Here is a 25,631-nt window from a genome sequence, read left to right on the forward strand (position 1 = left end):
GCGCATCGAGGCCGCCAAGGCCGAGTTCTATCCGGATATCGACCTGAAGGCCTTTGCCGGCCTGCAAAGCCTGGGGCTGTCGCACCTGCTGCAAGGCAACAGCCTGGCGGCCGGCATCGGCCCCGCCCTGACCCTGCCCATCTTCGACGGCGGCCGCCTGCGCGCCGGACTGCGCGACCGCATCGCCGGCTACGACCTGGCGGTGGCCGACTACGACGCCACCGTCGTGCGCGCCCTGCAGGAAGTCGCCGACGGCCTGGCCGGCATGGCCCAGGCGCGCGCCCGGCGCGACGCCGCCCGCGTCTCGCTGCGCGAGGCCGGCACGCTGGCCAGGCTGCAAGCGGTGCGCGCCAGCCGCGGCCTGTCGGCCCGGCAGGACGAAATCGACACCGACCTGGCACGCCTGCGCGCCGACAGCGAGCTGGCCGCGGCCGACCTGGACCTGGGCCTGGCCCGGACGGCGCTGGCCGGCGCGCTCGGCGGCCGCTGGTCGCCCTCCCAATCCTCTGACAACGAAGCCCTGAAATGACTGCCACGCAAACTCCCGACTCGCGGACCTCGACCCGCAAATCCCGCCTGATGCTCGCCGGCGGCGCCACCCTGCTGGCCGGCGCCGGCTGGGCCGCCTGGACCTTCCTGGCGGGCGCCGCGACCCAGACCACCGACAACGCCTACGTGAATGGCCACGTCGTGGCCATCACGCCGCAGGTCGGCGGCGCCGTCTCGGCCATCTGGGCCGACAATGCCGACCGCATCAGCGCCGGCCAGACGCTGGTGGAGGTGGATCCCGCCGACACCCAGATCGCCCTGGCCGGCGCCCGCGCCGACCTGGCCCGCGCCCGCCGCCGCGCGCAGGCGTTGTTCGCCAGCCGCGACCAGGCCGGCGCCGAAGTCGCGCGCCGCCAGGCCGAACTGGACCGCGCCCAGGCCGACGTCTCGGCCCGGCGCGGCATCGCCGCGCAAGGCGCCATCACGTCCGAAGAAGCCCGCCATGCGGCCGACGCGCTGAACGCCGCCCGCGCCGCGCTGGCGGTGGCGCAAGCCGCCGAGCGCGCCGCCCAGGCCCAGGTGGACGGCGTGACCCCGGATACCCATCCCGACGTGACGCTGGCCCAGGCGCGCCTGCGCGCCGCCGCGCTGGACGCGCAGCGCACCACCATCCGCGCGCCGGTCGGCGGCATGGTTGCCCAGCGCAGCGTGCAGCTGGGCAAGCACGTGGCGATCGGCGACAAGCTGATGGCCGTGGTGCCGCTGGACCAGATGTGGATCGACGCCAACTTCAAGGAAATCCAGCTGGCCGGCATCTGCCCCGGCCAGCCGGCCGTCGTCACTGTCGATGCCCACGGCGCCAAGGTGCGCTATCGCGGCCGCGTCGGCGACGTGATGGCGGGCAGCGGCTCGGCCTTCGCGCTGCTGCCGTCGCAGAACGCGACCGGCAACTGGATCAAGGTGGTGCAGCGGGTGCCGGTGCGCATCAACCTCGACCCCAAGGAACTGGCGGACCACCCGCTGCGCATCGGCCTGTCGGCCGAGGTGACGGTGGACACGGCGCGCTGCGATCCGGCGCAGGCCGGCGCGGCCCGGGGCGAAACCACCGACATCTACCGGCAGCAGCGCCAGGCCGCCGACACGCTGGCGCAGGCCGGCCAGGGATTGCAGTGATGTCCGCCGCGCCCCGTCCCATCGAGCCGATGACCGGGCTGCCGCGCGTGGTCGCGGCGGTGGCCATCAGCCTGGCGTCCTTCATGGCGGTGGTGGACATCACCATCGCCAACGTCTCGGTGCCCACCATCTCCGGCAACCTGGGCGTCAGCCCGGAAATCGGCGAATGGGCCATCACCTTTTTCGCCATCGCCAACTCCATCTGCATTCCCCTGACCGGCTGGCTGTCGCGCCGGCTCGGGCAGGTGCGCCTGTTCGTGCTGTCGGTGGCGGCCTTCACGCTGGCCTCGGTGCTGTGCGGCGTGGCGCAGAACTTCGAATCGCTGCTGGCCTTCCGCGTGCTGCAAGGCATGGTGTCCGGCCCCATCGTGCCGCTCAGCCAGGCGCTGCTGGTCGCCATCTTCCCGCCCGACAAGCGCACGCTGGCGCTGTCGATGTGGGCCATGACCAACATGGCCGGCCCCGTGGCCGGGCCGGTGCTGGGCGGCTGGCTGACCGACGATTTCAGCTGGCCCTGGATCTTCCTGGTCAACGCGCCCGTCGGCATCGCCGTGGTCGCCGTGACCGCCACCATGTTCCGCGGCCGCGACACGCCCAGCACCCGCCTGCCGGTGGACCTGCGCGGCCTGATCCTGCTGGCCGTTGCCATCGGCTGCCTGCAATTGACGCTGGACCGCGGCCGCACGCTGGACTGGTTCGCCTCGCCGTTCATCGTCACCACCGCGCTGCTGTCGGCGCTGGGCTTCGTGTTCCTGGTCATCTGGGAACTGGGCGAAGCGCATCCGATCGTCGACCTGAGCCTGTTCCGCCACCGCAACTTCGCCATGGGCACGCTGGCCGTGGCGGTGGGCTTCGGCCTGTACTTCGCGGCGCTGGTGCTGATCCCGCTGTGGCTGCAGACCGACATGCGCTACACGGCCACGTGGGCCGGCCTGGCCACGGCGCCGATGGGCGTGTTCGGCATCCTGCTGGCGCCGCTGCTGGGCCGCTGGGTGCAGCGCGGCGACGCCCGCGTGTTCGCCAGCCTGGCCTTCGTGGCGTGGTCGCTGGTGGCCTGGTGGCGCGCGTCGATGACCACGGACGTCGGCGTCGGCCTGATCTCGCTGGCCTGCCTGCTGCAGGGCATCGGCATCGGCCTGTTCCTGACGCCGCTGGTGTCCTTGTCGCTGGCCGGCCTGCCGCCCGAGCGCATCGCCGCCGCGTCCGGGCTGCAGACCGCCATCCGCATGATGGCCGGCAGCCTGGTCGCCTCGCTCGCGTCGACGTACTGGGACGAGCGCTCGCGCTACTACCAGAACGTGCTGGTCGACAGCGCCACGCCCGCCCGGCCCGCCGTGCAGGACACCCTGAACGCGCTGGCGGGCGCGGGCCTGGACGAGCCGCAGTCGTGGGGCGTGATCTGGAACGGCCTGAAGACCCAGGCCGACATGCTGGCGCTGAACGACTTCTTCCTGTGGTCGAGCCTCGCGTTCGCGCTGTCCATCGCGCTCGTCTGGCTGGCCCGCCACCCCCGCGCCGCCAAGGCCTGACGGCCGCCGCGCTTACCGCCCCAAGGAGATCCGACATGCAACCCTTTTCCCTGCCGCGCCGTGACGTGCCCTGCATCGTGCTGCGGGCGCGCGATGTGGCGCGCGACATGCGCCGGCTGACGCTGGGCGGCCCCGAACTGAGCGCCTGGCTGGCGCGCCCGGGCGTCGACCAGCCCGGCGCCTGGGTCAAGGTGTTCCCGCCCGGCGTGCCGGGCCGGGCCTATACCCTGCGCGGCATCGACTTCGAGGCGTCCAGCGTCGAGATCGACTTCGTGGTCCACGGCGACGCCCCCGGCACCGTCTCCGAATGGGCGCGCCGCGCCCGTCCCGGCGATGCCGTCTCGATCGCCGGGCCGCGCGACGGCGGCTTCTCGCTGCTGGCGGACACGCGCTGGGTCTGGCTCGGCGCCGACGCCTCGGCCTGGCCGGCGGCCTCGCGCATCATCGAATCGCTGCCCGGCGGCATCCAGGTCCTGGGCGTGCGCCACCCGGCCGGCGACGACGACTGGCCCGCCATCGCCAGCGCGCGCGCGCCGCAATGGGCGGCGCACAGCCTGCCGCCCGGCGGCGATGAACCTTCCGCCCCCGCCCCCGACGGGCCCGGCCAGGTCTGGCTGGCCGGCCAGGCCGCCTGGGTCAAGGCCTGGCGCGCGCACTGGCTGCAGCGCCTGCGTTTCGACCCGGCGCGGCTCTCGGCCAAGGGCTACTGGAAGGCGGGCGAGCAGGACTACAAGGAATAGGCGCCGGCCTGGGCCTGTGAACAGGAGGAACGACCATGAAGAAGGAACTGGATCGCATGCGGGACATGGCGTTGTTCGTCCAGGTGGCGGCCCTGGGCTCGCTCACGCGCGCCGCCGAAAGCACCGGCGTGCCGGCCTCGACGCTGTCGCGCCGGATCTCCGAATTCGAAAGCCAGATCGGCGTCAAGCTGCTCCATCGCAGCACCCGCCGCCTGGCGCTCACCGACATCGGCCAGCGCTATCTGGAACGCATCACCGAGGTCGTCGACCGCGCCCGCGCCATCAGCGGCGAACTCGAAGAAGAAATGGGCCGCCCCACCGGCCACCTGCGCGTCTGCGCGCCGGTCGACTTCAACGCCTATTTTCCGGAAGCCGCGCTGGCCGACTACTGCGCCAGCCATCCCGGCGTGCGCTTCGAGCTGCATTGCTCCGCGCAGCTGCCGGACCTGGCCACCGAGCCTTATGACATCTGCATCGCCACCACCGAACCGCCGCAGGCCAGCCGCATGGTGCGGCGGCGCATCGGCATGGCGGAGTACCAGCTGTATGCCGCGCCCGCCTATCTGCGCGCCTACGGTGTGCCGGCGCATCCGGCGGAGCTGACGCGGCACCGTTGCGTCGTCATGCCCGACTCCGAATCGGGCCTGGCGTTGACCGACGGCAACGCCAGCGCGCAAGTGGCGCTGGCGCCGCTGCTGGTGCTGAACAATCAGCTGGCGGTGGAAAACCTGCTGCGCGACGGCCTGGGCATCGGGCCGCTGACGCGGGGACGCGCCGACGCGCTGGTGCGCGAGGGCGCCCTGGCGCCGGTGCTGCCCGGCTGGACACTGCCGCCGCGGCCCATCCTGGCGCTGACGGCATCGCGGGCGCTGCCGGCGCGGGTCCGCGGCTTCATCGACCTGCTCGTGGCCCGGGTGGTGACGTAGGCCGGCGTCGGGATGGCGCGCAACGGTCGGGAAGAGCCGCTCAGTCGAAGGCGTAGGCGTCCATGGCCAATGCGCCATACGAAATCTCGTCCGTGAGCCGCGTGGCCCGCGCTCCGCCGGCCCCCAGCGCCACGTAGAGCGGCATCAGGTGGTCGTCGTGCGGATGGGCCTGCGCCGCGCCCGGCGCCCGCGCCTGCCAGTCGAGCAGCGCCGGCACGTCGTGGGCCGCAAGGCGATCGGCATACCACGCCTGGAAGGCCGGCACGTACGGCGCGGGCGGCGCATCCTGCGGCATGCGCACGTCGCGCAGGTTGTGCGTCAGCGAGCCCGAGCCGATGATCAGGACGTCCTCGTCGCGCAACGGCGCCAGGGCGCGGCCCAGTTCCAGCTGGCCGGCGGCATCGCGGCCCATGTCCAGCGACAGTTGCACCACCGGCACGTCGACTTCGGGATACAGGTAGCGCAGCGGCACCCAGGCGCCATGGTCCAGCGGCCGGCGCGGATCGCGGTCGGCGGCGATGCCGCCCTCGGCCAGCAGGGCCTGGACGCGCGCCGCCAGCTCGGGCGAGCCGGGCGCGGCGTATTGCAGCGTGTAGAGCTCGGGCGGAAAGCCGCCGAAGTCGTGCCAGGCCACCTGCCGGTCTCGGGTGGACAGGGCCAGGCCGTGGCCCATCCAGTGCGGCGACACCACCAGAATCGCGCCGGGCTTGCGGCCCAGGGAGCGACTCCAGGCGGCCAGCGCCGGGCCCGTCGCGCCGGGCTCGACGGCCAGCATGGGAGAACCGTGGGAAACGAAAAGCGTGGGCCAGCGCATGGCGGCGCCTCCAGGAAATATCGATGCCTTGATTGTCGGGCGATTCTAATCGGCAATAAACCCTTTCAAAAGGGATGGTCTGTTGCCAGATAAGCACCAATGCAGGCACGCCGCGCGACAGCGGCCCGATGGCGACGGACCGCGCCAGCGGCCGGACCCGCGCACGCCGGCAGGCGACGGCGACCGCAAGCGTGGCGGGCGTTAAACTACGTCGTTGCACACTTACTGGACGTCCTCCGAAGTTATGGCCCGATCCCGCAGCCAATCCGCTCCCCGCTTGACCCGCGACGCCACCCGCCTCATCACGCTTGCCCAATCGCTGAACCGCTCGGGCAGCCGCGTCGAAGACGTGTACTGGGAGAATCAGCTTGGCGAAGCGATCCCGAAGCTGCTCAAGGCAGGCCAGGATGCCCCGCTGGAAGCCGCGCTGGACCATCTGGCCCAGGGCGACGTGGGCGCCTATGAAGTCCTGATCGAGCAGGCCGAGACGCTGTCCGAGTCGATGAAGATCGACAAGAACGGCGTGCGCTACGACATCCTCCTGATCGTCGCGCCCGTCGTCGCCTGGACGCGCTACGCCATCCCCACCGGCCCGGTCCCGGCCAGCGCCCAGCAGGCGCTGCTGGCGCAGCTGCATGGCCATGTGCTGTCGAGCCAGGCGCGCAGCGCGCTGATGCCGCACCTGGTCAGCGTCGACCAGATGCCGCGCACGTTCTCCGAAACCTGGCAATGGCTGCAACGGCTGGGCTCGCAGGCGCTGGGCGCCGAGACCACCAAGCCGGCGCTGAACACCGAAGTCGAAACCGCCAACATGCTGGCCGACACGCGCTACATCGTGGCGGCCGTGGCGGTGCCCGAGTTCGCGCCCGTGTTCCGCTGGCAGGAACAGATCGGCGAGGCCGACGCCAGCCGCGACGCCTGCCTGGCGCAATGGGCCGCGCAGGCCCAGCCGACGCTGGCCGGCCTGCTGCCGGGCTGCGGTTTCGAGGCCCTGCTGCCGGACGCCTACTACGTCAGCAACCGCGAGGCCGACCGCCGCGTGCGGCCGCTGTCGCTGCGCGCCGCCATCAGCTGGCTCGAAGGCGCGGTCAACCTCGATGCCTCGCAGCTGCGCGCCGTGATCGCCGGCTGTGGCGAAAGCCGCGTCGACGAATACCGCGTCAGCTTCACCGCGCGCAACAGCAACGACGTCTATTACGGCTGCGTCTGGCCGTTGTACGGCCGCGAGGAAGACCTGCCGGCCGACGAGGGCCAGCCCGACGTGGTCGATGAAATCGCCGCGCTGCTCAAGGAATACGGCGTGAGCGACGTGCGCCGCATTCCCGGCGTGCTGCCGCCCGAATACTGCGAGGATTGCGGCGCGCCCTACTTCCCCAATCCGCTGGGCGAACTGGTGCACGCCGAGCTGCCCGAGGACGCCGAGGCCGCGCCCGCCAAGTTCCACTGAGCCGCGCCGATGCAAGCGGACATCTTCTGCCGCGTGGTCGACAACTACGGCGACATCGGCGTCTGCTGGCGCCTGGCGCGGCGGCTGGCGCACGGCCATGGCTGGGAGGTGCGCCTGTGGGTCGACGACCTGGCCAGCTTCGCGCGCATCCAGCCCGGCATCGACGCCGGCCTGGCGCGCCAGGCCTTCAACGGCGTGGAGATCGTGCGCTGGTCGGACGCGCCCGACCCGTCGCTGGGCGCGCGCGACGTGGTGATCGAAGCCTTCGCCTGCGACCCGCCCGAACCCTTCCTGGACAGCATGCGCCAGCGCCATCCGGCCTGGATCAACCTGGAATACCTGAGCGCCGAAGCCTGGGTGGAAAGCTGCCACGGCCTGCCGTCGCAGCGGCCCGACGGGCTGGTCAAGCACTTCTACTTCCCGGGCTTCACGCCGGCCACTGGCGGCCTGCTGCGCGAACCGGGCCTGTCGGCCGAACGCGACGCGTTCCAGGCCGACACGGCGGCCCAGGACACGTTCCTGCGCGGCCTGGGCGTGGCCGAGGCGCATCTGTCGCTGCGGCACAACGGCGCCCGTACCATGTCCCTGTTTTGTTATCCGGATGCCCCCGTCGACGGCCTGGCGCGAGCCCTGGCCGCGGACCCGCGGCCGGCATTGCTGCTGGCGCCGGAAGGGGTCGCCCCGGGCCTGGAAGCGGCCTGCGCCATGCCCGGCGGCCCGGCCGTGGCGCGCCTGCCGTTCGTGGCCCAGCCGGATTTCGACCGCGTGCTGTGGTGCGCCGACCTGAACTTCGTGCGCGGCGAGGATTCCTTCGTGCGCGCCGCCTGGGCCGCCAGGCCGCTGGTCTGGCAGATCTACCCCCAGGACGAGAACATCCATCTGGAAAAGCTGGACGCCTGGCTGGCTCGCTATCCGGCCCCTGAAACCGCCACCGCGCTCATGCGCGCCTGGAACCTGCCCGGCGCGGGCGCGGCAACCGCCGCGGCGCTGGCCGCCGCGCTGGCGCCGCCGGCCTGGCAGGCCTGGGCCCGCGCCGCGCGCGACTGGGACGCGGCGCAGGCCGCCCGTCCCGACCTGGCGGAAAATCTGGCCGGCTTTTGCGCAGAGTTGGCCAAGAAACGCTAGAATAGAGAGTTTTCTGAGACGCCTGGAATTTTCGGCGCCTCAACTATGACGCCTCCCGGGGTGTGCATGAAGCCGAGTGTGCGGGCCCCTTTGCGGGCCTTCGGGCTCAGGACGGACGGGCCTTGCGGCACCGGCGCCTGGCGCCTTCATTTGCGGCGGCTTCCTGCAAGCACGGCGAGTGCACCCTTTCCCCCCGGAGTTTTATCGATGAAAACCGCTCAGGAATTGCGAGTCGGCAACGTGGTCATGGTCGGCAAGGATCCCCTCGTGGTCCAGAAGGCCGAATACAACAAGTCCGGCCGTAACGCCGCCGTCGTCAAGCTGAAGTTCAAGAACCTCTTGACCGCCTCGGCCAGCGAATCGGTCTACAAGGCCGACGAAAAGTTCGAAGTCGTCCAGCTGGATCGCAAGGAGTGCACGTACTCCTACTTCGGCGACCCGATGTACGTCTTCATGGACGAAGAGTACAACCAGTACGAAATCGAAGCCGAAAGCATGGGCGACGCGCTGAACTACCTGGAAGAAGCGATGCCCGTGGAAGTGGTCTTCTACGACGGCCGCGCCATCTCGGTGGAACTGCCCACGACCATCGTGCGCGAAATCACCTACACCGAACCGGCCGTCCGTGGCGACACGTCGGGCAAGGTGACCAAGCCCGCCAAGATCAACACCGGCTACGAACTGAACGTGCCGCTGTTCTGCGCCATCGGCGACAAGATCGAAATCGACACGCGCACCAACGAATACCGCAGCCGCGTCAACAACTGATCCGGCGACAGGCACGAAAAAGCGCCAGCCCTTCGGGGTCTGGCGCTTTTTTTTGGCCGTCGCGCGCGAGCGCCCCGGGCGGCTGGCTTACTGCAGGCGCTCGTCGTCCAGGAAGTCGGGCACGGCCATCACGTCGATGCCATCCTCGGCCAGGGCCTCGCGCTCTTCGCGCGTGGCGGTGCCGCGGATGGGGCGGTCGTCGGCATCGCCGTCATGGATACGGCGCGCTTCCTCGGCGAAACGCGCGCCGACGTTTTCGGTATTGCGCAACAGCGCCCGCACCTGGCGCATGACCACCGCCTGCAGCGCGGCCATCTTCTCGGCCTCGGAGGCGCCGGCCGCCGGCGCCGGCTGCGTGGCCGGCGCATGCAGGTGCGCCACGTTCAGGCGCGGGGCGGACAGGCGCTTGGTGATGCTGGCCGAGCCGCAGACCGGGCACGACACCAGGCCACGCGCCTGCTGCGCGTCATAGTCTTCGTGCGAACCGAACCAGCCCTCGAAGATGTGGCCGTGGTCGCACTGGAGGTCGAAAACTTTGAGAGCCATGATGGAAATATGGGGGCTAGCGACCAGAATACAAGAAAGCCAAAGAAAAAGCGGGCCCTGGGGCCCGCTTCCTGGCGCGCGAGGCGCTTACTTGCCGCGCTTGGGCGTGGCCGGCGCCTGGCCGATCTGCGCCTGTTGCGCCTGCAAGGCGTCGATCTGGCGTTGCAGGTCGCGCAGTTGCTGGCGCACGTCCTTCTGCTGGTCGGCCAGCGCGGTGGCTTCCTGGCGCGACTGCTCCTGGCGCGCGGCGACCTGTTCTTCCTGCTGCATGCGCAGGCTGCGGTCGGCCTGCAGCGTGCTCAGTTCGGCGCTGCGGGCGGCCAGCAGCTTCTCGGCATGGGTGTACTCGGCCTGCAGCTTGATGCGCTTGATGTCCACCTCGGCCAGGTCGGCCGACTGGGCGACGAAAGCGCGGTAGGTGGCTTCGGCCTGCTTGTCCGACTTGGTCTTGAGCACCCGCCAGAAATCCTTCTGCTGGAACAGGGCCACGTAATAGGTCAGGTCGTCCGGCTTGAACAGCAGGCTGGCGCCGTACGTGCCGTTGTAGCTGGTGCGCAGCTCGGAGACCTGGCGGTTCTGGATCAGCCCCTGCAGCTCGGACACGGTGGAGGCCGGGCGCGCGGCGGGCGCCGGCGCGGGCGGGGTCACCGGCGTGGACGCGGCCTGCTTGTCCTCGACCTGCTGCACCGTGGGACGCGGGGGCTCGGATTGCGCGCTGGCGCAGGCCGCCAGGCCGGACAGGGCCGTACCCAACAGCGCCATGCGCGCAGCGGCACGGATAAAGTGGACGTTCATGCCTTCCCCAAAAAAATCGTTGCGGAACTATAGCAATTTATTTCGTTCGCGGCTGACGCGCTTACATGTGCCACGCCCCCGCTGTCGCGCCCTAAGGGCCATTCCCTATTGCGCCTCATGAGGCCTCCACGATGCCGTCCGCGGTTTCGCCCTGGCCGCCGCCCAGATGCAGTTTGCGCATCTTTTCCCACAGCACCTTGCGGCTGATGCCCAAGGTATTGGCGGTGTCCTGGCGGCGCCAGCCGTTGACGTCCAGCGCCGCCAGGATGCGGGCCCGTTCGGCGCGTTCGGCATCGGTGAAGACGGGCGGTTCGCACTGCGTGCTGGCGCTGGCGGCGGCCAGCGCGCCCGGCCCGCGCAGCGGCTCGGCGAGCTGGTCGAAGATGCGCTCGATGCGCGGCCGGTCCCAGGCCTGGAACTGGCGCCGCACGATGGCCACGCGCTCGGCCACGTTGGACAGCTCGCGCACGTTGCCGGCGTAGCGGGTGCGCGCCACGCGCTCGATCAGCCAGTCCGGCGGTTCGCCCTCGGCGCCCAGCCGTTCCAGCAAGGCGCGGAAGATCGCCGCCTTCTCCTCGGGGCCGCGCTGCTCCAGGTTGGGAATGCGCAGCTCGATCACCGCCAGCCGGTAATAGAGGTCGGCGCGGAACTCATCCTGCCCCACCAGGACGCGCAGGTCCTTGTTGGTGGCCGCCACCAGGCGGAAATCGACCGGCACTTCCACCGTCGAGCCCAGCCGCGTCACCGCGCTCTGCTCCAGCACGCGCAGCAGCTTGACCTGCTGGTACAGCGGCAGGTCGCCGATTTCGTCCAGGAACAGGGTGCCGCCGTTGGCCTGCTCGAAGTAGCCCTTGTGCGCGCCCACCGCGCCGGTGAATGCGCCCTTGGCATGGCCGAAGAAATGCGCCTCGAACAGGCCTTCGGGGATGGCGCCGCAATTGACCGCCACGAACGGCCCGTCCGACCAGGCGGCGCGATCGTGCAGCAGGCGCGCGACGCGTTCCTTGCCCACGCCGGTCTCGCCGTGGATCAGCACGTTGCTGCGGCAGTCGGCGAACATGTCGGCCTCGGCCAGCAGCGCCCGCATCGGTTCGGACACCGCGATCAGCGGCTGCTCGCGGCGCGGCGCGCTGCGGCTGAACTGGTCCAGCGTGCCCAGCAGCTCGAACAGCAGCTTGCGCAGGTCCGAGGTGGTGAAGGCCAGCGGCAGCGTGTAGGAGTATTCGGGCGGGTAATAACGCGGATCGCGGCCGCGGGCCTCGGCCGCCACCCAGATCACCGGCATCGCCTGGCCCGACAGCCAGTCGTAGCCGCTGAAGCGGTTGTCGCCCATGACCGAGACCGATACCAGCGCCACCGCCGGCCGCGACGGATCGCGCGGCGGCGGGAAGGCGGTGCCGGCGTCGGCCCGCACCAGCGAGACATCCATGCCGGCCAGGCAACGTTCAGCGCGGCTGGCGATGTCGGAGGTGCCTTCCCAGACGTAGACGTCGAACTCTTCGCGCGCGAATTTCTGGGTCATGGCGACCCTCGCGCCGGCCGGGGTTGGGCGGAAATCATGGGCTTCATCATCAGTACACCAGACGGGGCTTGCCGCAGTCCACCGACAGCAGCGATACATCGGTTTGGCCGACGCTCAGGCCAAGCAGGTCCAACAGCTGCTGCAACAGGCTCGACAGCATGCCCAGCAGCGGCTGCAGCAACGTCACCACGATCGACAGCACGCCGCCCACCTGGTTGCCGCCGCTCAGCGCCAGCGTGGAGACGCCGTTGATGCGGCATTGGCGCAGGGCGTCCGGCGTGAAGGTCAGCGCGCAGCTCAGGTCGCCCAGCGGTGCAAACAGCAAGGAATTGAGCAGGTTGCCGACCACCTGCAACGTCCCGCCCAGCAAGCCGGTCAGGCCGCCGGTGGACATGCGCTGGCCCAGCTGGTTGAGCGCGGTCGAGGACCACTGCATATCGTTGACCACCTGCGAGATGGATTTGCCGGCATTGTTGCCACCGCCGCCCACCAGAGTGGTGGCCAGCCCCGTGCGCTGCGCCGGCGTGAGCGGCGTGCCAGTACCGATCAGGTCGCCCAGGATGCCGCCGACCACGGCGTCGGCCAGGTTCGAGGCCAGCGCCCCCAGGTTGACTGAAGTGGCCGTGACCGTGGCCGTGGAATTGGGCGACGGAGGCTCCGTCAGCGTGACCGAGACCGGCGCGGTCGAATTGAAGATCGGCAGCGTGACCTTGCTCGTGAGCGGCAGCAGATTCAGCACGTTCAGCACCCGGTAGGGCTGGATCGCCGCGAACGAGCTAGGCTGGCAACTGTTGGTGAGAGACAGGAAATTGTTTTTCAGGTCGTCGGTGTCCGAGGCCATGCCCGGGAAGCGCCCCAGGCAGATATTGGCCACCGAGGACGTTACGTCGATGGTGGCCTGCGACTCGGTCAGCGGCGCCTGACACAGCTTGGAGACGGTGCCGGTGGACTGCGCCACGTCGATGATGATGGGCAGGTCGATCTTGGTGCCGAGCGTGTTGGCCAGCAAGGGGCCGACCAGCGGAATGTTGCTGGTGTTGGCGCGCAGATAGACCCGGATGCCGGCGCTGGTGGCCTGCGCGCCGACGCCGCCCACGCCGATGGACGGCGGCTCGACGATACGCACCTGCGACTGCACCCCCAGCAACGGCACGTTCAGGCCGAGGTTCACCAGGTTCTGTCCATTGGCGATGACCAGCGCCGTCTCCAGCACGTTGAGCGCGTTGATGTTGGCCTGCAGCGCGGAGTTGATGTCGCCGCTGACCACATTCAGGTCCAGCACGCCGCCATCGCCGAACAGCTTGACCGGCAGGTTCACCGGCATCACGTTCAGCACCACGTTGATGGCGTTGGTCAGCAGCCCGAGGCTGGCGCCGGCGGTGTCGCCGGCCTTGTTCATCACCGTCACCGTGGCCTGCAGCAGCTGGCCCAGCGTCAGGTTGTTGAGCGCGGCCAGTTGCGCCGGCGTGCCGACGCCGGTGGCCACCGACACCGGCAGGCCCAGCGCTTCCAGCAGGCCGGACGGCGTGATGTTGACGCTCGCCAGGCCGGCGGCGTCAAGAATGTCCAGCTGCGCCGGCGTGGCGCCGACGGTGGCCAGCAGCTGCGACAGCAGGCCGCCCTTCTGCAGGCGCACCAGACGCGAGCCGACCGTGAACACAGCCACCGGCCGGGTGCTGACCGCCACCGAGACCACCCGGACCGGCGCGCCGTCGACGACGATGTCCGGCAGCAGGCTGCTCAGAGTCTTGTTGACCGTGATGCGCAGCGCGTTCGGCGTCTGCCCGGCGGCCGGGTCGAACACGTACATGCCGCTGGCGTCGGCGCGCGTGCTGTCCCACACCTTGCATTCGACGGTGACGTCGTCCGCGGAAAACGTATCTAGGATTGCGGGCACGTTGGCCAGCACCGCCGTCCTGCCGGCCTGCTGGGCCCGCGCGCAATCGGCCGGCGCGCCCAGGCCCAGCACCTGCACCGCCGACAGCGCGGCCAGGTCCGAGGCCTTTTGTATCTCGCGCTTCATGTAATAGGCATAGCCCAGCTGGGCCACGCCCAGCAGCACCAGGCCGACGATGACGGCGAAAACGATGGCCACGGTCATGCTGCCACGCTGTCGCACGGGAAACGCAGGACGTGAATGGGCTGGCATGATCGCGGCTCCGGGATTCGGTGGGACCGGCCTCAGTTGGTGTTTTCCGTTTCCACCCGCTTGGTGAACCATTCGGGAATCGGCCGGGTGAAGCTGTTCACGTAGCGGTTCCAGGCGGCGGTGGAGACCGCGCCCAGCACCGGCAGCGCCGCGCCCGCGCGGCGGCCATCGGCCTGGGCGGCCAGCAGGCCGCGCGTGATGTCGCCAAAGGCCTCGGGCGCCGGTTCGGCGGGGGCAGCCTGGGGAGCCGCCTGCGGCATCGGCGTCTGCACCTGCTGCACCACCGGCCGCGCCGGCATCTGCGCGGCCGCGGCCGGCGCGGCCGTGGGCGCCGTGGCGGGCACCGGGGTGGCCTGGGCCACGCCGCCGCCGCTCATGGCGCCGGTCAGGGGAGCGTTCGATTGCGCGCGGCCGGTCGCGGGCATGGCCGCCGCCAGGGCCAGCGCGAGGGAGAACGGAGCGAGGAAAAGGGTTCGGGACATGGTTGTGGTTCCTGAGAGCGCGCTAGCGCATGATCGGGCCGTTGCCCAGCCTGTCCATCAAGGGGCTCATGACGGGCATCACGAAACTGTCGCCGCGCGATACGCGGGTGGACGCGGCATCGGCCGCCGGCGCGGCCGCCACCGGCACCGCCGCCTGGCTGCGGATCTCGGATGCCAGGCGCAGCACCTGGCTGCGCGCCTCGTCGCCGAGCTTGGCCCGGTCCATGACTTGCTGCGCCCGCGCCGGTTCGCCTTCCACCAGCAACAGCAAGGCCAGGTTGGCCAGCACCTTGCCGCTGTCCGGCGCCAGTTCGGCGGCCTGGCCGAGCGGCACGCGGGCGCCGGCCGGATCGCCGGCCCGCAGGCGCGCATAGCCCAGGTCGCCCAGGATGCGCGGGTCCATCGGCGACAGCTTGGCGGCGCGCGCGAAATAATCGGCCGCCTGGTCGAACTGGCCGCGCGAACCGGCGATCAGCCCGAGCCCGTGCCAGCCCTCGGCCGCCTGCGCGGTGCCGATCAAGGCGCGGTACGCCTGTTCGCTCGACGCGGTCTGCCCGGTCTGGCGCAGCGCTTCGGCGCGCAGCACCGCGATGCGCGGATCGTTGCCGAACTTCTGCTGGAACGCGTCGATGTATGCCAGCGAAGCGAAATAACGCTCCTGGCGCTGCGATTCGGCGATCATGGACAGCATCATTTCCGGCTCGGCCGGCTTGCGCCGGTTCTCCGCCTCGTCCTCGCGCTGGCGCATCAGCGCCTGCTCCTGCTGCTGTTGCTGGATCAGCTGCCAGGCGGTCTCGGCGTTGTTGGTCTGGCAACCCGCCAACGTCCCCGTCCCCGCGGCCAGCGCCGCCACCAGCATCCAACGCCCCGCGCGCCGCGCGCTGCCACGCGCCCTTCCCATGCCGCCCGCCATCACATGCCCCCCATGCGCGATAAGCCGCGCAATACCGCCACGAAGCCCGCGCCGCCGGTCACGATCAACAATGCCGGCAGCAGGGTCACGATCATCACCGCCGTCATCTTGACGGTGGTCTTGCCCACCTTTTCCTTCAATTCGAGGCGGCGCTTCTCGCGCAGCCGTTCGCCGAAACGGTTCAACGGTTCCTGCACCGCGCCGCCGTGCTGGTCGACCTGGGCGATCAGGCGGCAGATGGCCGACAGGTCGTCGTTGTCGAACCCCGCCGCCAGCCGCGCCAGCGACTGCTCGCGGGTGCGGCCGCGCACATACAGTTCGGACGCCAGCCGCAGCTCGTAGGCCAGCACCGGCAACACCTGGGCGAATTCCTTGATCAACACCTGCAGGCTCTGGTCGATCGACAGGCCCACCCCCTGCAGCAGCCGCAGCAGGTCGATCAGCAGCGGCAGTTCGTTGGCCGCCTGCCGCCGGCGCCGCGACACGCGCCTGCGCACGAACCACTTGGGCAGCATGTAGCCGATGGCGAAACCGAAGAACGCCGCCACGAACAGGCCCAGCGACGAGCCGCCGATGCCGCGCCCCAGGTCCAGCGCCACCGCCGCCGCCGGCAGCAGCAGCGCCAGCGTGAAGCGCGCCACGATGAAGCGCAGCCGCGCCGTGCCCGGGTTCTCGTAGCCCGCCAGGTCCACCAGCTTGCGGTCCTCGCCAGCCAGCAGGGCCTCGGCGAAACGGCCTTCGCTCAGGCGCTTACCGAACGAGTCGGCGGCGCGCGTGGCCGCCGCCAGGCGCCCGCCCTGCGCGCCGTCGGCCGGCGCGGCGGCCAAGGCCGGGACGCGGCCCTCGCGCGTGGCCAGGGCCTGGTCCACCACCTGGCGGCTGCGGTCCTGCCCGCGCAGGCGCCGCGCCAGGCTCAGGCCCAGGATCAGCATGGCGGCGGCGACCAGCATCAGCGCCACCGCCAGCACGGTCGAGACATTCCAGGATTGGATCGCTTGCATGGGAGCGCCCTCAGATGGCCTTGGCCATGCGATACAGGATGTACGAGCCGGCCACCTGCAGGCAGACCGCCGTCAGCAGCATCTTGAAGCCCAGCGGGTCGACCCACAGGCCCATGAAGAGGTCATTGTTGGCCACCATGATGAAGCCGGCGATGCCCAGCGGCAGCAGCGCCAGGATCCAGGCCGACAGCCGGATCTCGGCCGAGCTGGCCGACAGTTCGGCGCGCGCCTGCCCGATATCGCGCATGAACGCCGCCATGCGTTCGAGCACCTGGTCGCTGCGGCCGCCAAAGCGCAGCGCCACCGAGACCACCGCCGCCACCATGTAGAGCTCCTTCATGTCGTACTGGCGCGAAACCTGCACCAGCGCGGCGTCCAGTTCCTTGGCCGAGCGGCTCAGCGCGGCCGCGGTCTCGACCACTTCGCGCAGCGGCTCGTCGGTGCTGGCCGCCGCGGTCTGGAAGGCCGCCGCCATGCTGTTGCCGATGGTGACCAGGCGCACGATGTTGTCCAGGAAAGCCGGCAGTTGCGACACCCGCCGGCGTTGGCGCCGGTCGGCGCGCAGCCATAGCAGGAAATAGGCGAACACCGCCAGCAGCACCAGCGTCACCAGCCCGGACAGCCAGCCCAGCAACGTCCAGGCCAGCAGCGCGCCGGCCAGGATCGGCAGCGCCAGCCTGGCGTAGAAGGCCGGGCTCTGGCGCACGCCGCCCTGCAGCAGCAGCATGTCCCAGCGCGAAAAGCCGCTGCGCAGGGCGCGCGAACCCTGCGCGAAAGGCATCTTGTCGCTCACCGGCGCGCCGCGGCTGCGCCGCAACTGGTCTTCCAGGAACGCGGAACTGGCGGCCCGCCGCTGGCCGCTGTTGGCGTGGCGCCACAGCAGCACCGCCGCCAAGGCCAGCACCAGCGCCAGACCCGCGACCACCCCGGCTTGCAGCATCAGCGTCTCCTGCTCCAGAAGCCGCCGCCGTCGGGTTCGGGCGGCGCGTTGTCGACAGGCCGCTGTTCATTGCGCAGCCTGGCCAGCTTGGGGGTGTGCGGATGGATGCCGAGCCAGTTCCAGCGGTCCTTCTCCTCGCCCTCGGGCGTGGCGAAGGCTTCGTGGCGGTACAGTTCCTGGGTCGAGATCACGTTGTCGCCCATGCCGGTTACCTCGGTCACCGACAGCACCCGGCGCTTGCCGTTGGACAGGCGGCCGATCTGCACGATGAAGTCGAGCGCGCTGGCGATCTGGCGCCGCAGGCTGTCCTCGCTGCCCTGGAAGCCGGCGAAGCCCGCCAGCATCTCGATCCGGTACAGGCATTCGCGCGGCGAGTTGGCGTGGATCGTGGCCATGGAGCCTTCGTGGCCGGTGTTCATGGCCTGCAGCATGTCCATGACCTCGGCGCCGCGCACCTCGCCCACCACCACGCGGTCGGGACGCATCCGCAGGCTGTTGCGGATCAGCTCGCGGATGCTGACCGCGCCGCTGCCGTCGAAGCCGCCCTGGCGCGACTCCAGCCGCACCACATGCGGGTGGTTCAGCGACAGTTCGGCGGTGTCCTCCACCGTCACCACGCGCTCGGTCTCGGGGATGAAGAAGGCCAGCGCGTTCAAGAGCGAAGTCTTGCCCGAGCTGGTGCCGCCGGACACCAGGATGTTGCAGCGGTTCTTCACCGCTTCGTTCAGCAGGCGGTAGATTTCCTCGTCGAAGGTGCCCAGCGTCAGCAGGTCGGCCGGCTTGAGCGGGTCCTGGCGGAATTTCCGGATCGACACCATCGGGCCGTCCACGGCCAGCGGTTCGATCACCACGTTCAGGCGGCCGCCGTCGGGCAGGCGCGCGTCCACCATGGGACTGGACTCGTCCAGCCGGCGGCCGATCGGCGCCAGGATGCGGCGCACGATGCGCAGCACGTGCTGGTTGTCGGTGAAGCGCAGCGTCTCGCGCGCCAGCACGCCGCGGCGCGAAACGAACACGTTGTCGTAGCCGTTGATCAGGATGTCCTCGACCGCGGGGTCGGCCAGCAGGTCCTCCAGCGGCCCCAGGCCGGCCAATTCCTTGGTCAGGGCCTCGGCGATCTGCCGCATCTCGCCTTCGTTGATCGGCACGCGGCGCAGGCGCACGAAGCTGGCCACCTCGATGTCGACGAATTCCTGGATCGCCGAACGCGCCCAGCGGCCGAACTCCGCGCCCAGCTCCTCGATGCGCGAGAGCAGGTGCTCGTAGGCCGCCGTCTTCACTTCCTGGAAGCGGTTGGACGACGTGAAGCCCTTGTCGCCATCGCCGCCGAATTCTATGGTCGCTGTCATGATCATGTCGGTTCCGCCGCCGTCCGTTACTCGACCACCATGCGGCGATGCACGCCGGGCAGCCAGGTGGCCAGCCAGCTCGCGCGGCCGCCGGGGGTGTTTTCTTCCGCGCTCAGCTTCTCGGCCAGCGCCTGCACCGCACGCACGTAGATGTCGCGCTCGGCCTCCTCGTGCAGCAGGTGCCCCTGGTTGGTACACACCATCAGCGCCAGCGTGCGATCCGGCAGCGTGCCGACCAGCTCCAGCTGGAAGCGCTCGGCGATCTGCTGCGCCGTCATGCCGTAGCGCTCGTCGTAGCGGTTGACGATCAGGCCCAGGCTGCGCCGCTCCACGTGCAGTTGCTCCAGCTCTTGCAGCAGCCCGGCCAGCGACACCAGCGCGCCCACGCTCTGGTCGGTGACGATCCAGTTCTGCTGCGAGGCGCGCGCCAGCCCGGCCACGAATTCGGGATTGGTGAAGCCGCCCGAATCGGCCACCACCACGCCGAAATGCTGGCGCATGCGCTCGAACACCAGCAGCGAATCCGATTGCGACACGTCGCGCATCTGGCCCAGGTCGCGCGGCAGCGCCAGCACGCTCAGGCCGTTGGGGGTATGCGACATGGCCGAACCCAGCAAGGTCGAGTCGAGCCGCCGCAGGTTGCGCGCGGCCTCGGCGAAGTCGAAGTCGCCGCCGATGTTCAGGTACAGCTGGCAGTCGCCCACCGGCCAGCCCAGGTCCATCAGGGCCACCCGGCTGCTCAGCGGCAGATGGCTGCCGGCGTCGGCCGCGGGCTTGGCGGCCTTGGCGCCCGCCGCCGCGGCGCGCGCCAGGTGCTGCTGCTTGAGCCGGTCCTGCACCATGCCGGCCAGGTGCACCGCCAGGGTACTGGTGCCCACGCCCGGGCGCGCGCCCAGCAGCAGCACGCTGCGGCGCGAGCCATCCATGCGGCCGCCGCTGGCCGGCACGTCCAGCAGCCGCTGCACCACGTCCTTGACCTCCTGCGGCGCCACGGTCGGGTCGACGAAATCGCTGACGCCGGCACGCAGGGCCGCGATGGCGCCTTCCGGCTGGCTCAGCAGGCCGACCGCGACCCGCGGAATCGCCGGCGCGATGCGGGCCAGCAGGCGCGCCAGTTCGGCCGACTTGAACAGCTTGCCCGGCTCGTCCTCGCTCAAGGTGAAATCCAGGAACACCACCTGGGGTTCGATCTCGGCCAGGCGCCTGCCCAGTTCTTCGACGCCGGGCACTTCCTGGGTCAGCAGGCCCATGTCGCCCAGCGCCTGCCCGAGCTGCGCGGCGACGCCGTCGCCCTTGGAACAAAATAGAAACCGGTTGCCGTTCTGCAAGCCAACCCACTCCCTGGCATGTGTCTTCATATCGCTCACCGTGAGAAACCCGGCATTTGCTGCCCGCCGACAGGGCCCATCAGGTAATAGCCCCAAGCGTTGAACGCGGTATCGGCCGCTTCCTGTTTGGCCCCCGGCAACGGCAACGTCACGCCGCGCGCAATGGGCCGCACCAGGCGCGGCGTCACCACGATGACCAGCTCGGTATCCTCCTGGGTGTAATCGACGCTGCGGAAAAACGAGCCGATGATGGGCAGGTCGCCCAGCATCGGCACTTTGTTGACCAGCGCCCTGGTCTGGCGCGACACCAGGCCGCTGACCACGAAGCTTTCGCCATCGCCCAACTCGACCGTGGTGTCGGCGCGACGCGTGCGCAGGGCCGGGATCAGCGTGGTCGAATTGGTGCCGTTGGACACCGCGATGGCGTTGCTGTAGTCCAGCTCGCTGGCTTCCGGCGCCACCTTCAACGCGATCCGCTCGCGCGACAGCACCGTGGGCGTCACCGTCAGGCCGATGCCGAACGGCTTGAACGTCACCGTGGTGGTGCCCAGGCCGCCGGCCTCTGGAATCGGCAGCTCGCCGCCCGCCAGGAAGCTGGCGCTCTGGCCCGTCAAGGCGACCAGCGTCGGCTCGGCCAGCACGCGCGCCATGCCATTGTTCTGCAGCAGGCGCAGGCGGGCGCTGAAGTCATTGGAGTCGTAGAACAGCGAAAAGCCCGAGGCCAGGGCCGCTCCCTTGTTGAATCCGAGGGGCGCCGGGAAGCCGTCCGGGGTGATCGAATTGGTACTGCCCCACGGGCCGCTGCGGCCGGCGAAACTGATGCCGGCCTGCTTCATCACCGAACGCGACACCTCGACCACCTTGACTTCCACCTGCACCACGCCGCCGCTGCCGGCGGTCGATACGTCGACCACGTTCTTGTCGCCCACCGCCGCGCCGGCCGCCGCCACCGAGGCCTGGTGCGTCAACGGCGATTCGGCCTGGCCCGACACCACCGCGCGCTCGCCCGCCACGTCGACGTTGGCGCCGCCGGCGACACCCCGTCCGGCCATGACCTGCTGCACGTTGCCCGCCACCCGCACGGTCCAGACCTGCGGCGCGGCGTTGGCGCCGGTCCAGATCTGCAATTGGGTGGTGCCGGCCTTCTTGCCATACAGCAGCACCGACGCCTGCCGCTTGCCCGAGGCCGCCAGCACCTTGACGTCGGCGACGTCCGGATCGCCGATGGCGATGCGGACCGGCGCGCCGTCCAGCATGAGCGCCTGTTGGCCCTTGACGGCAACCGCGATGTCGCGGGCCGGCGCGCTGGCGCCCGCCGCCGGGGCGGTCTGCGCCAGGCTGGCCGCGCCGCAGGTCATTGCCGCTGCGGCCGACAGGACGCAGATCAGGGTGGTGCGCTGAAATCTCATCATTGTGCTGGATCTGGTTTGACAGGTTAGGTCCAGCCGCGGGCGGCTCCTGGCCACGCGCAGCCACGTTTCAATAGCGCACGCGCTCGGATTTGTCTCCTCGCAATATTTCGACGCTGCGCCCGCCGCCACCGCCGGTGGCGCGGACCGCCGCGGGCCTGGCCGCCGGCGTCGTGCCCTCGAGCTGCGCCAGGCTTTCGCCGGCGTAGGCGCGGTTCGGGCCGCTCTGCAGCAAGGCGCGCTGCTCGGGCGTCAGGTCCGGCCGCGGCGGCAGCACGGCGCCGCGCTGCGCGAACAACTGCGTATCGGGCCCGCCGTCATCGCCGACCGGGCGCAAGGCCAGTTGCAGGCGGCCGGAGCGGCCCGCCAACAGCAACTCGCTGACCTGCTCGACCGGCACCGCCAGCACCGCGGTCCTGGCCGGCTGGCCCGGCGGGCCCGGCAGCGTGCCTTTGTCCTCGGGGCCGTCCACCGACGCCGTGCCATAGGCCAGCACGCGCACCCGCGACTGCAGCAGTCGGGCCTGTCCGGCCTGGATCTCGACGCCCTTCTCCAGCAGGAAGAACACGTCCACCAGGTCCCCCGGCGCGATGCGGTTGCCGCCGCCCACCACTTCGTCCACCGCGATCGCCACCGCGCGTTCGCCCGGCTTGAGCTGGCGGCCCAGGCCCTGCGCCAGCATGCTGGGCAACAGCGGATCGCCCGCGGCGATATCGACGCGGGCATAGGCGCCCTGCAGCGGCGCGGGCGAGCTGTAGCTGCCCGACAGCGCCACCTGCCATTGGTCCACCTTGAGCATCCTGGCGCCATCGATGCGGGTGCCGGCCGGGATCGCGGCGGCAGCCACCACCACCGGATAGCGCTTGGCCGGCGGCTCGGCCGGCGCGCTCGCCTGGGTGGCGACCGGGCTGGCCGGGGCCGGTGGCGGGGGGGAAGGCTGCGAGGCCAGGCGCCACGCCACGAACGCCAGCACCAGGCCCGCCGCCAGCAATACACCCGCGATGATCTTGCTCAGACTGCTCATGGTGTCCCTTGCGAAATTTGCACGATGGCCTTCGATGACAGGCGGGTCGGAATCCAGTTCTTGTCCGTCCCGGGCAACATGGCAATCAGGGCCTGGAAGGTCGACAGCACCGGCCAGTCGTCCACCTTGAAAGCCATGGTGACCGTGGCGCACGTCGCCGTCTTGCCCTCCGCCCCCTCCCAGGAACATTGCGCATTGGTGGTCGAGCATGCCACCGCCGATCCGGCGCCGAACACGCTCATCGCCGCCGCACAGGCCACGGTCGGCACGTCCGCCTGGCCGGCAAAGCGCGCATGGACCGCCGCGCGCGCGCCTTCGGACGCGGCCGATGCCAATTGCTGCTGCATCCAGAACAGCACGCCATAGCCGACCACGGCGCAGACGAACATCAGCAGCATGGTCACCGTCAGCGAAAACTCGAGCGTGGCGATGCCGCGTTGGACACGCCGGCGGCCGCGGGGCTCATCGGGATCGCGGTGCCTGTCCATGTCAATTGCTCCCGTCCAGCGCATTGCCCAGGTGGACCGTGGCGCGGGCCGTCAACACACTCGAAGGCGGCATCAGGGCCTGGGCCAGCAACGGCAGATTGGGGATCAGCGGGTTGGCGCCATAGGGGTAGCTGACCGTGACTTCGATCTGGTCGGCGCTCAACGGCAAGCCGCTGCAGGTGCCCCCGCCGGTGCTGCTGAGCGTGCCGCCGGGGCCGCACACCGCCACCGCCACCGCGGCCGAGGACATGGCGGTGATCCAGCCCGAGCGATCCAGCGCCGTATCGCGGCCGGCATTGGCCCGCACCGTAAGGGACGCGGCGCCCGGCTGCCACTGCAGGACCTTGCGGGCGCCGTCCTGCGCCGCCAGGGTGACTGAATGCTGGGCGGTGAAGACCAGTGCGTACGTCAGGATCGCGTAGAACACCAGGAAAAACACCACGAATACCAGGCCGAATTCAAGGGAATAAGCGCCACGCTGAGCGCGGCAACGCCCAGATAGGCGCCGTACGGCGTCTGGCGGGCCCGAAGCGGCAGCGCCCGGCTTCGGGAAAGAAACAGGTACGACAAGGCATGCAGGCCGGCCAGCAGGCTGGCGGCCACCAACGTCATCACCAGCGGCGCGAAGCCCGCCAGCAATCCGAGGATGGCGATCGCCTTGACGTCGCCCGCGCCCATCAGGCGCCGGCTCCAGAGCGGAAAGAACGGCAAGGCCAGCGCGAATCCGGCCAATGCCATGGGCCAGCCGGCCCAGCGCGGCGGATACCCCCATGCCGGCGCCAGCCATGCCGCCAGCAGCCACAGCGCCTGTCCCGCGAAGCCCGCGACGATAAGCGTGTTGGGTACGCGGCGATAGCGCAGATCGGTGTATATCAACACCAGATTCCAGCATGCGAACAACAGCCACCACAGCACTTCCCCTGGATACAAGGCAGGACCTTCCGACGGTTTCGGTTTCAATGCGGCAATACATGGTCGCGCGGCCCCCCGGGAGCCGATGCGCGCAACGCCGTCAATCCACAACCGCCCGAAATCGTCGCGCGGGAAGTGTTGCCAACATCAGCTCCGCGCCAGGCGGGGCGGGGACCCGGCCTTCCGCGCATGCCTGGCTGGGACCAGGCCCGTCGGATCGGCCGGGGCCTTCGGCCTCACGTGGACGCGGCGGCCAGCTTTGCTTGCAGCGACGTGAACAGGTCGCCGAGCGCGCCCGTGAATGTCGCCAAAGCCGCTACCAGCGCCACCGCGATGGTGCCCGCGATCAGGCCGTATTCCAGGGCGGTGATGCCTTCTTCTTCGTTCCAGAACTGCGCAAGTTTCGCTTTCATGTCGAGCTCCTGAGGTCTCGCTTGATAATCGAGCCATGCCGCGGGGCGGCGCTGGCCCCCTAAACCCGGTGCAACCGGCGCGCTGGCATGTTCCACGCCCGCGCGCTTCCGGGGTACTCAGGCCGCAAAGGCCCTTGACTCACCCTCAACCCGGCCCCAGCGTGGAGCCGGGCGCCCTGCCCCCCTCCACCGCCGGCGCCGATTCAATGATCGAATCGATACGTTGCGCAAGGCGCGCGCGGAAACGGCGCGAGGCCCGCTGCAAATGCCAACGCATCACCAGCAGCATGACCGCCGACAGCGCGAACGCGATATACGGCAGCATCACCCCGCCGATCTGCATGCTGGAGAATTCGCGCGGCGTGGTGCAGACCACCGTGCCGGCCGCCACGCCCGTGTAATGCATGCCGCACACCGCCACCGCCATCAAAATGGCCGCGGCGGCGCGCTGAAACTCATTCTGCGTGTTGAAGGCCAGCCACAGTGCGGCTGACGCGGCAATAACCGCTATGAGCACCGATAAAACCACCATCGGCAGATTCCACATGAATACCGCCGGCATGCGCATGGCGCTGATGCCCACATAATGCATGGCCGCCACGCCGAGACCGGCGGCCAGGCCGCCCACCAGGCAGCGCATAAATGTGAAACGGTCGCGGCCGACATACCAGAAGGCCCAGCCGGAAAAACCGGCGGCCACCAGGAAACTGAGCGCCGTCAATCCCGTCTGGTAACCCACCTCGAACGGCAGCTGCTGCGCCTGCATGCCGATGAAATGCATGCTCCAGATACCCACCCCGCCCATCGCCAGCGCGCCGATGATGATGTAACCGATGCGGATCTCGCCGTCCCGCGTTTCCGCCCGGATGCCCACCGCGGCCAGCAAGGCGACGTAGGAGCCGAGGACCGCGATCAGGAACGACAGCGCCGCCAGCCCGGCATGGAACGACAGCGGAACGATATCGCCCGGGTTCATGCGCGGCCCCTGTGAGCCGGCCGCCGGCAGACGCATCTCGCGGGCCGGCATACGACGATTCTGTGGCGGTCATCCTGGTCCATCTTGCGGACTCCCGAAAGCCTGTAAACCCGATGTGTTTTGAAACGTTTATATAGTCTTATCTATTAACAATTAATACACATCAGGGTTTATACCAGTATTCGCAATGCTGCGACAGCTTACTTGTAACGAATACCCGGAAATTAGCCAGCTTCATTTTCAAATACCCCGGAAAACCCTCGATCAGGCGCCGTCCGGATTGCCTTCCATTGCGCGCTGTTGTTATATCCACGTTTCCGGCCAGTCACAATGAAATAATTTGTCATTGGCTTGCCGCGCTGGCAACATACCG

26 protein-coding genes are annotated in these 25,631 nt (G+C 69.8%); 8 read left to right on the plus strand and 18 right to left on the minus strand.

Going from position 1 to position 25,631, the window contains the following annotated elements:
- From DK459_RS30660 to DK459_RS27400, 5 genes are all read left to right on the plus strand, one after another.
- Positions 1–529, plus strand: a 529-nt coding sequence (locus tag DK459_RS30660) for a TolC family protein (protein WP_158288288.1), incomplete at its 5' end; no start/stop codon positions are given.
- Positions 526–1,662: an HlyD family efflux transporter periplasmic adaptor subunit gene (locus DK459_RS27385; protein WP_233256869.1), complete on the plus strand. Its 1,137-nt coding sequence runs from the start codon at positions 526–528 to the stop codon at positions 1,660–1,662. The genes DK459_RS30660 and DK459_RS27385, both read left to right, overlap by 4 nt.
- Complete coding sequence (locus tag DK459_RS27390) at positions 1,662–3,191, plus strand: DHA2 family efflux MFS transporter permease subunit (RefSeq protein ID WP_020928792.1); 1,530 nt, start codon at positions 1,662–1,664, stop codon at positions 3,189–3,191. The genes DK459_RS27385 and DK459_RS27390 overlap by 1 nt, the downstream gene beginning before the upstream one ends.
- Before the next feature lie 35 nt (positions 3,192–3,226).
- A complete protein-coding gene (locus DK459_RS27395; RefSeq protein ID WP_110135190.1) occupies positions 3,227–3,931 on the plus strand; it encodes a siderophore-interacting protein in 705 nt (234 codons plus the stop codon).
- Positions 3,932–3,966: 35 nt separating this feature from the next.
- A complete protein-coding gene (locus DK459_RS27400) occupies positions 3,967–4,857 on the plus strand; it encodes a LysR family transcriptional regulator (protein WP_110135191.1) in 891 nt (296 codons plus the stop codon).
- A gap of 40 nt (positions 4,858–4,897) precedes the next feature.
- On the opposite strand, the gene DK459_RS27405 is transcribed toward DK459_RS27400, so the two are convergent.
- Positions 4,898–5,671, minus strand: a complete 774-nt coding sequence (locus DK459_RS27405) for a class III extradiol ring-cleavage dioxygenase (protein WP_024069798.1) — start codon at positions 5,669–5,671, stop codon at positions 4,898–4,900.
- Positions 5,672–5,915: 244 nt separating this feature from the next.
- Here DK459_RS27405 and DK459_RS27410 point away from each other — a divergent pair, with 244 nt between their 5' ends.
- The 3 genes from DK459_RS27410 (at position 5,916) to efp (ending at position 9,011) form a co-directional block, all read left to right on the plus strand.
- Positions 5,916–7,118, plus strand: coding sequence for a DUF2863 family protein (locus DK459_RS27410; protein WP_110135192.1), 1,203 nt, complete (start codon positions 5,916–5,918; stop codon positions 7,116–7,118).
- Positions 7,119–7,127: 9 nt separating this feature from the next.
- Positions 7,128–8,243, plus strand: a complete 1,116-nt coding sequence (earP, locus tag DK459_RS27415; protein WP_110135193.1) for an elongation factor P maturation arginine rhamnosyltransferase EarP — start codon at positions 7,128–7,130, stop codon at positions 8,241–8,243.
- A 207-nt stretch (positions 8,244–8,450) separates the two neighbouring features.
- Positions 8,451–9,011: an elongation factor P gene (efp, locus tag DK459_RS27420; RefSeq protein WP_006220534.1), complete on the plus strand. Its 561-nt coding sequence runs from the start codon at positions 8,451–8,453 to the stop codon at positions 9,009–9,011.
- 87 nt (positions 9,012–9,098) lie between these two features.
- Here efp and DK459_RS27425 read toward each other — a convergent pair whose 3' ends face one another.
- From DK459_RS27425 to DK459_RS27505, 17 genes are all read right to left on the minus strand, one after another.
- Positions 9,099–9,557, minus strand: a complete 459-nt coding sequence (locus DK459_RS27425) for a DUF1178 family protein (protein ID WP_054439986.1) — start codon at positions 9,555–9,557, stop codon at positions 9,099–9,101.
- 87 nt (positions 9,558–9,644) lie between these two features.
- The gene (locus DK459_RS27430; RefSeq protein WP_026383344.1) at positions 9,645–10,352 is read right to left on the minus strand and encodes a DUF2968 domain-containing protein; all 708 of its coding nucleotides are present in this window, start codon (positions 10,350–10,352) and stop codon (positions 9,645–9,647) included.
- A gap of 115 nt (positions 10,353–10,467) precedes the next feature.
- Positions 10,468–11,874 carry a sigma 54-interacting transcriptional regulator gene (locus tag DK459_RS27435; RefSeq protein ID WP_006387782.1) on the minus strand — a complete coding sequence of 469 codons (1,407 nt, stop codon included), beginning with the start codon at positions 11,872–11,874 and terminating at the stop codon, positions 10,468–10,470.
- A 49-nt stretch (positions 11,875–11,923) separates the two neighbouring features.
- Complete coding sequence (locus DK459_RS27440; RefSeq protein ID WP_035183255.1) at positions 11,924–14,023, minus strand: pilus assembly protein TadG-related protein; 2,100 nt, start codon at positions 14,021–14,023, stop codon at positions 11,924–11,926.
- Between the two features lie 32 nt (positions 14,024–14,055).
- Entirely contained in the window at positions 14,056–14,505 is a 450-nt protein-coding gene (locus DK459_RS27445) for a DUF3613 domain-containing protein (RefSeq protein WP_020928800.1), read from the minus strand.
- A gap of 22 nt (positions 14,506–14,527) precedes the next feature.
- Positions 14,528–15,364: a tetratricopeptide repeat protein gene (locus DK459_RS27450; RefSeq protein WP_110135194.1), complete on the minus strand. Its 837-nt coding sequence runs from the start codon at positions 15,362–15,364 to the stop codon at positions 14,528–14,530.
- A gap of 53 nt (positions 15,365–15,417) precedes the next feature.
- Entirely contained in the window at positions 15,418–16,419 is a 1,002-nt protein-coding gene (locus DK459_RS27455) for a type II secretion system F family protein (RefSeq protein WP_024069805.1), read from the minus strand.
- Positions 16,420–16,429: 10 nt separating this feature from the next.
- Positions 16,430–17,359, minus strand: a complete 930-nt coding sequence (locus tag DK459_RS27460) for a type II secretion system F family protein (RefSeq protein ID WP_020928803.1) — start codon at positions 17,357–17,359, stop codon at positions 16,430–16,432.
- Entirely contained in the window at positions 17,359–18,714 is a 1,356-nt protein-coding gene (locus tag DK459_RS27465) for a CpaF family protein (RefSeq protein WP_006387776.1), read from the minus strand. The genes DK459_RS27460 and DK459_RS27465 overlap by 1 nt, the downstream gene beginning before the upstream one ends.
- Before the next feature lie 20 nt (positions 18,715–18,734).
- Positions 18,735–20,075: a MinD/ParA family protein gene (locus DK459_RS27470; RefSeq protein ID WP_026385120.1), complete on the minus strand. Its 1,341-nt coding sequence runs from the start codon at positions 20,073–20,075 to the stop codon at positions 18,735–18,737.
- Positions 20,072–21,448, minus strand: a complete 1,377-nt coding sequence (locus DK459_RS27475) for a type II and III secretion system protein family protein (protein WP_006387774.1) — start codon at positions 21,446–21,448, stop codon at positions 20,072–20,074. Before DK459_RS27475 ends, DK459_RS27470 begins: the two co-directional genes overlap by 4 nt.
- A 67-nt stretch (positions 21,449–21,515) precedes the next feature.
- Positions 21,516–22,469 (minus strand): Flp pilus assembly protein CpaB, encoded by a 954-nt coding sequence (cpaB, locus tag DK459_RS27480; RefSeq protein WP_020928806.1) that lies wholly within the window; start codon positions 22,467–22,469, stop codon positions 21,516–21,518.
- Positions 22,466–22,957 carry a TadE/TadG family type IV pilus assembly protein gene (locus tag DK459_RS27485; RefSeq protein WP_006387772.1) on the minus strand — a complete coding sequence of 164 codons (492 nt, stop codon included), beginning with the start codon at positions 22,955–22,957 and terminating at the stop codon, positions 22,466–22,468. Before DK459_RS27485 ends, cpaB begins: the two co-directional genes overlap by 4 nt.
- A gap of 1 nt (position 22,958) precedes the next feature.
- Entirely contained in the window at positions 22,959–23,399 is a 441-nt protein-coding gene (locus DK459_RS27490) for a TadE/TadG family type IV pilus assembly protein (RefSeq protein ID WP_058207448.1), read from the minus strand.
- On the minus strand, positions 23,366–23,872 hold the full coding sequence (locus DK459_RS27495; RefSeq protein WP_006387770.1) for a prepilin peptidase: 507 nt from the start codon (positions 23,870–23,872) through the stop codon (positions 23,366–23,368). Before DK459_RS27495 ends, DK459_RS27490 begins: the two co-directional genes overlap by 34 nt.
- A 233-nt stretch (positions 23,873–24,105) precedes the next feature.
- A complete protein-coding gene (locus DK459_RS27500; RefSeq protein WP_006387769.1) occupies positions 24,106–24,282 on the minus strand; it encodes a Flp family type IVb pilin in 177 nt (58 codons plus the stop codon).
- A 145-nt stretch (positions 24,283–24,427) separates the two neighbouring features.
- On the minus strand, positions 24,428–25,258 hold the full coding sequence (locus tag DK459_RS27505; RefSeq protein ID WP_054443947.1) for an MHYT domain-containing protein: 831 nt from the start codon (positions 25,256–25,258) through the stop codon (positions 24,428–24,430).
- Positions 25,259–25,631 lie beyond the last annotated feature (373 nt).

The organism is Achromobacter sp. RW408 (genome assembly GCF_003184165.1).
GTDB classification, from domain to species: domain Bacteria; phylum Pseudomonadota; class Gammaproteobacteria; order Burkholderiales; family Burkholderiaceae_B; genus Achromobacter; species Achromobacter xylosoxidans.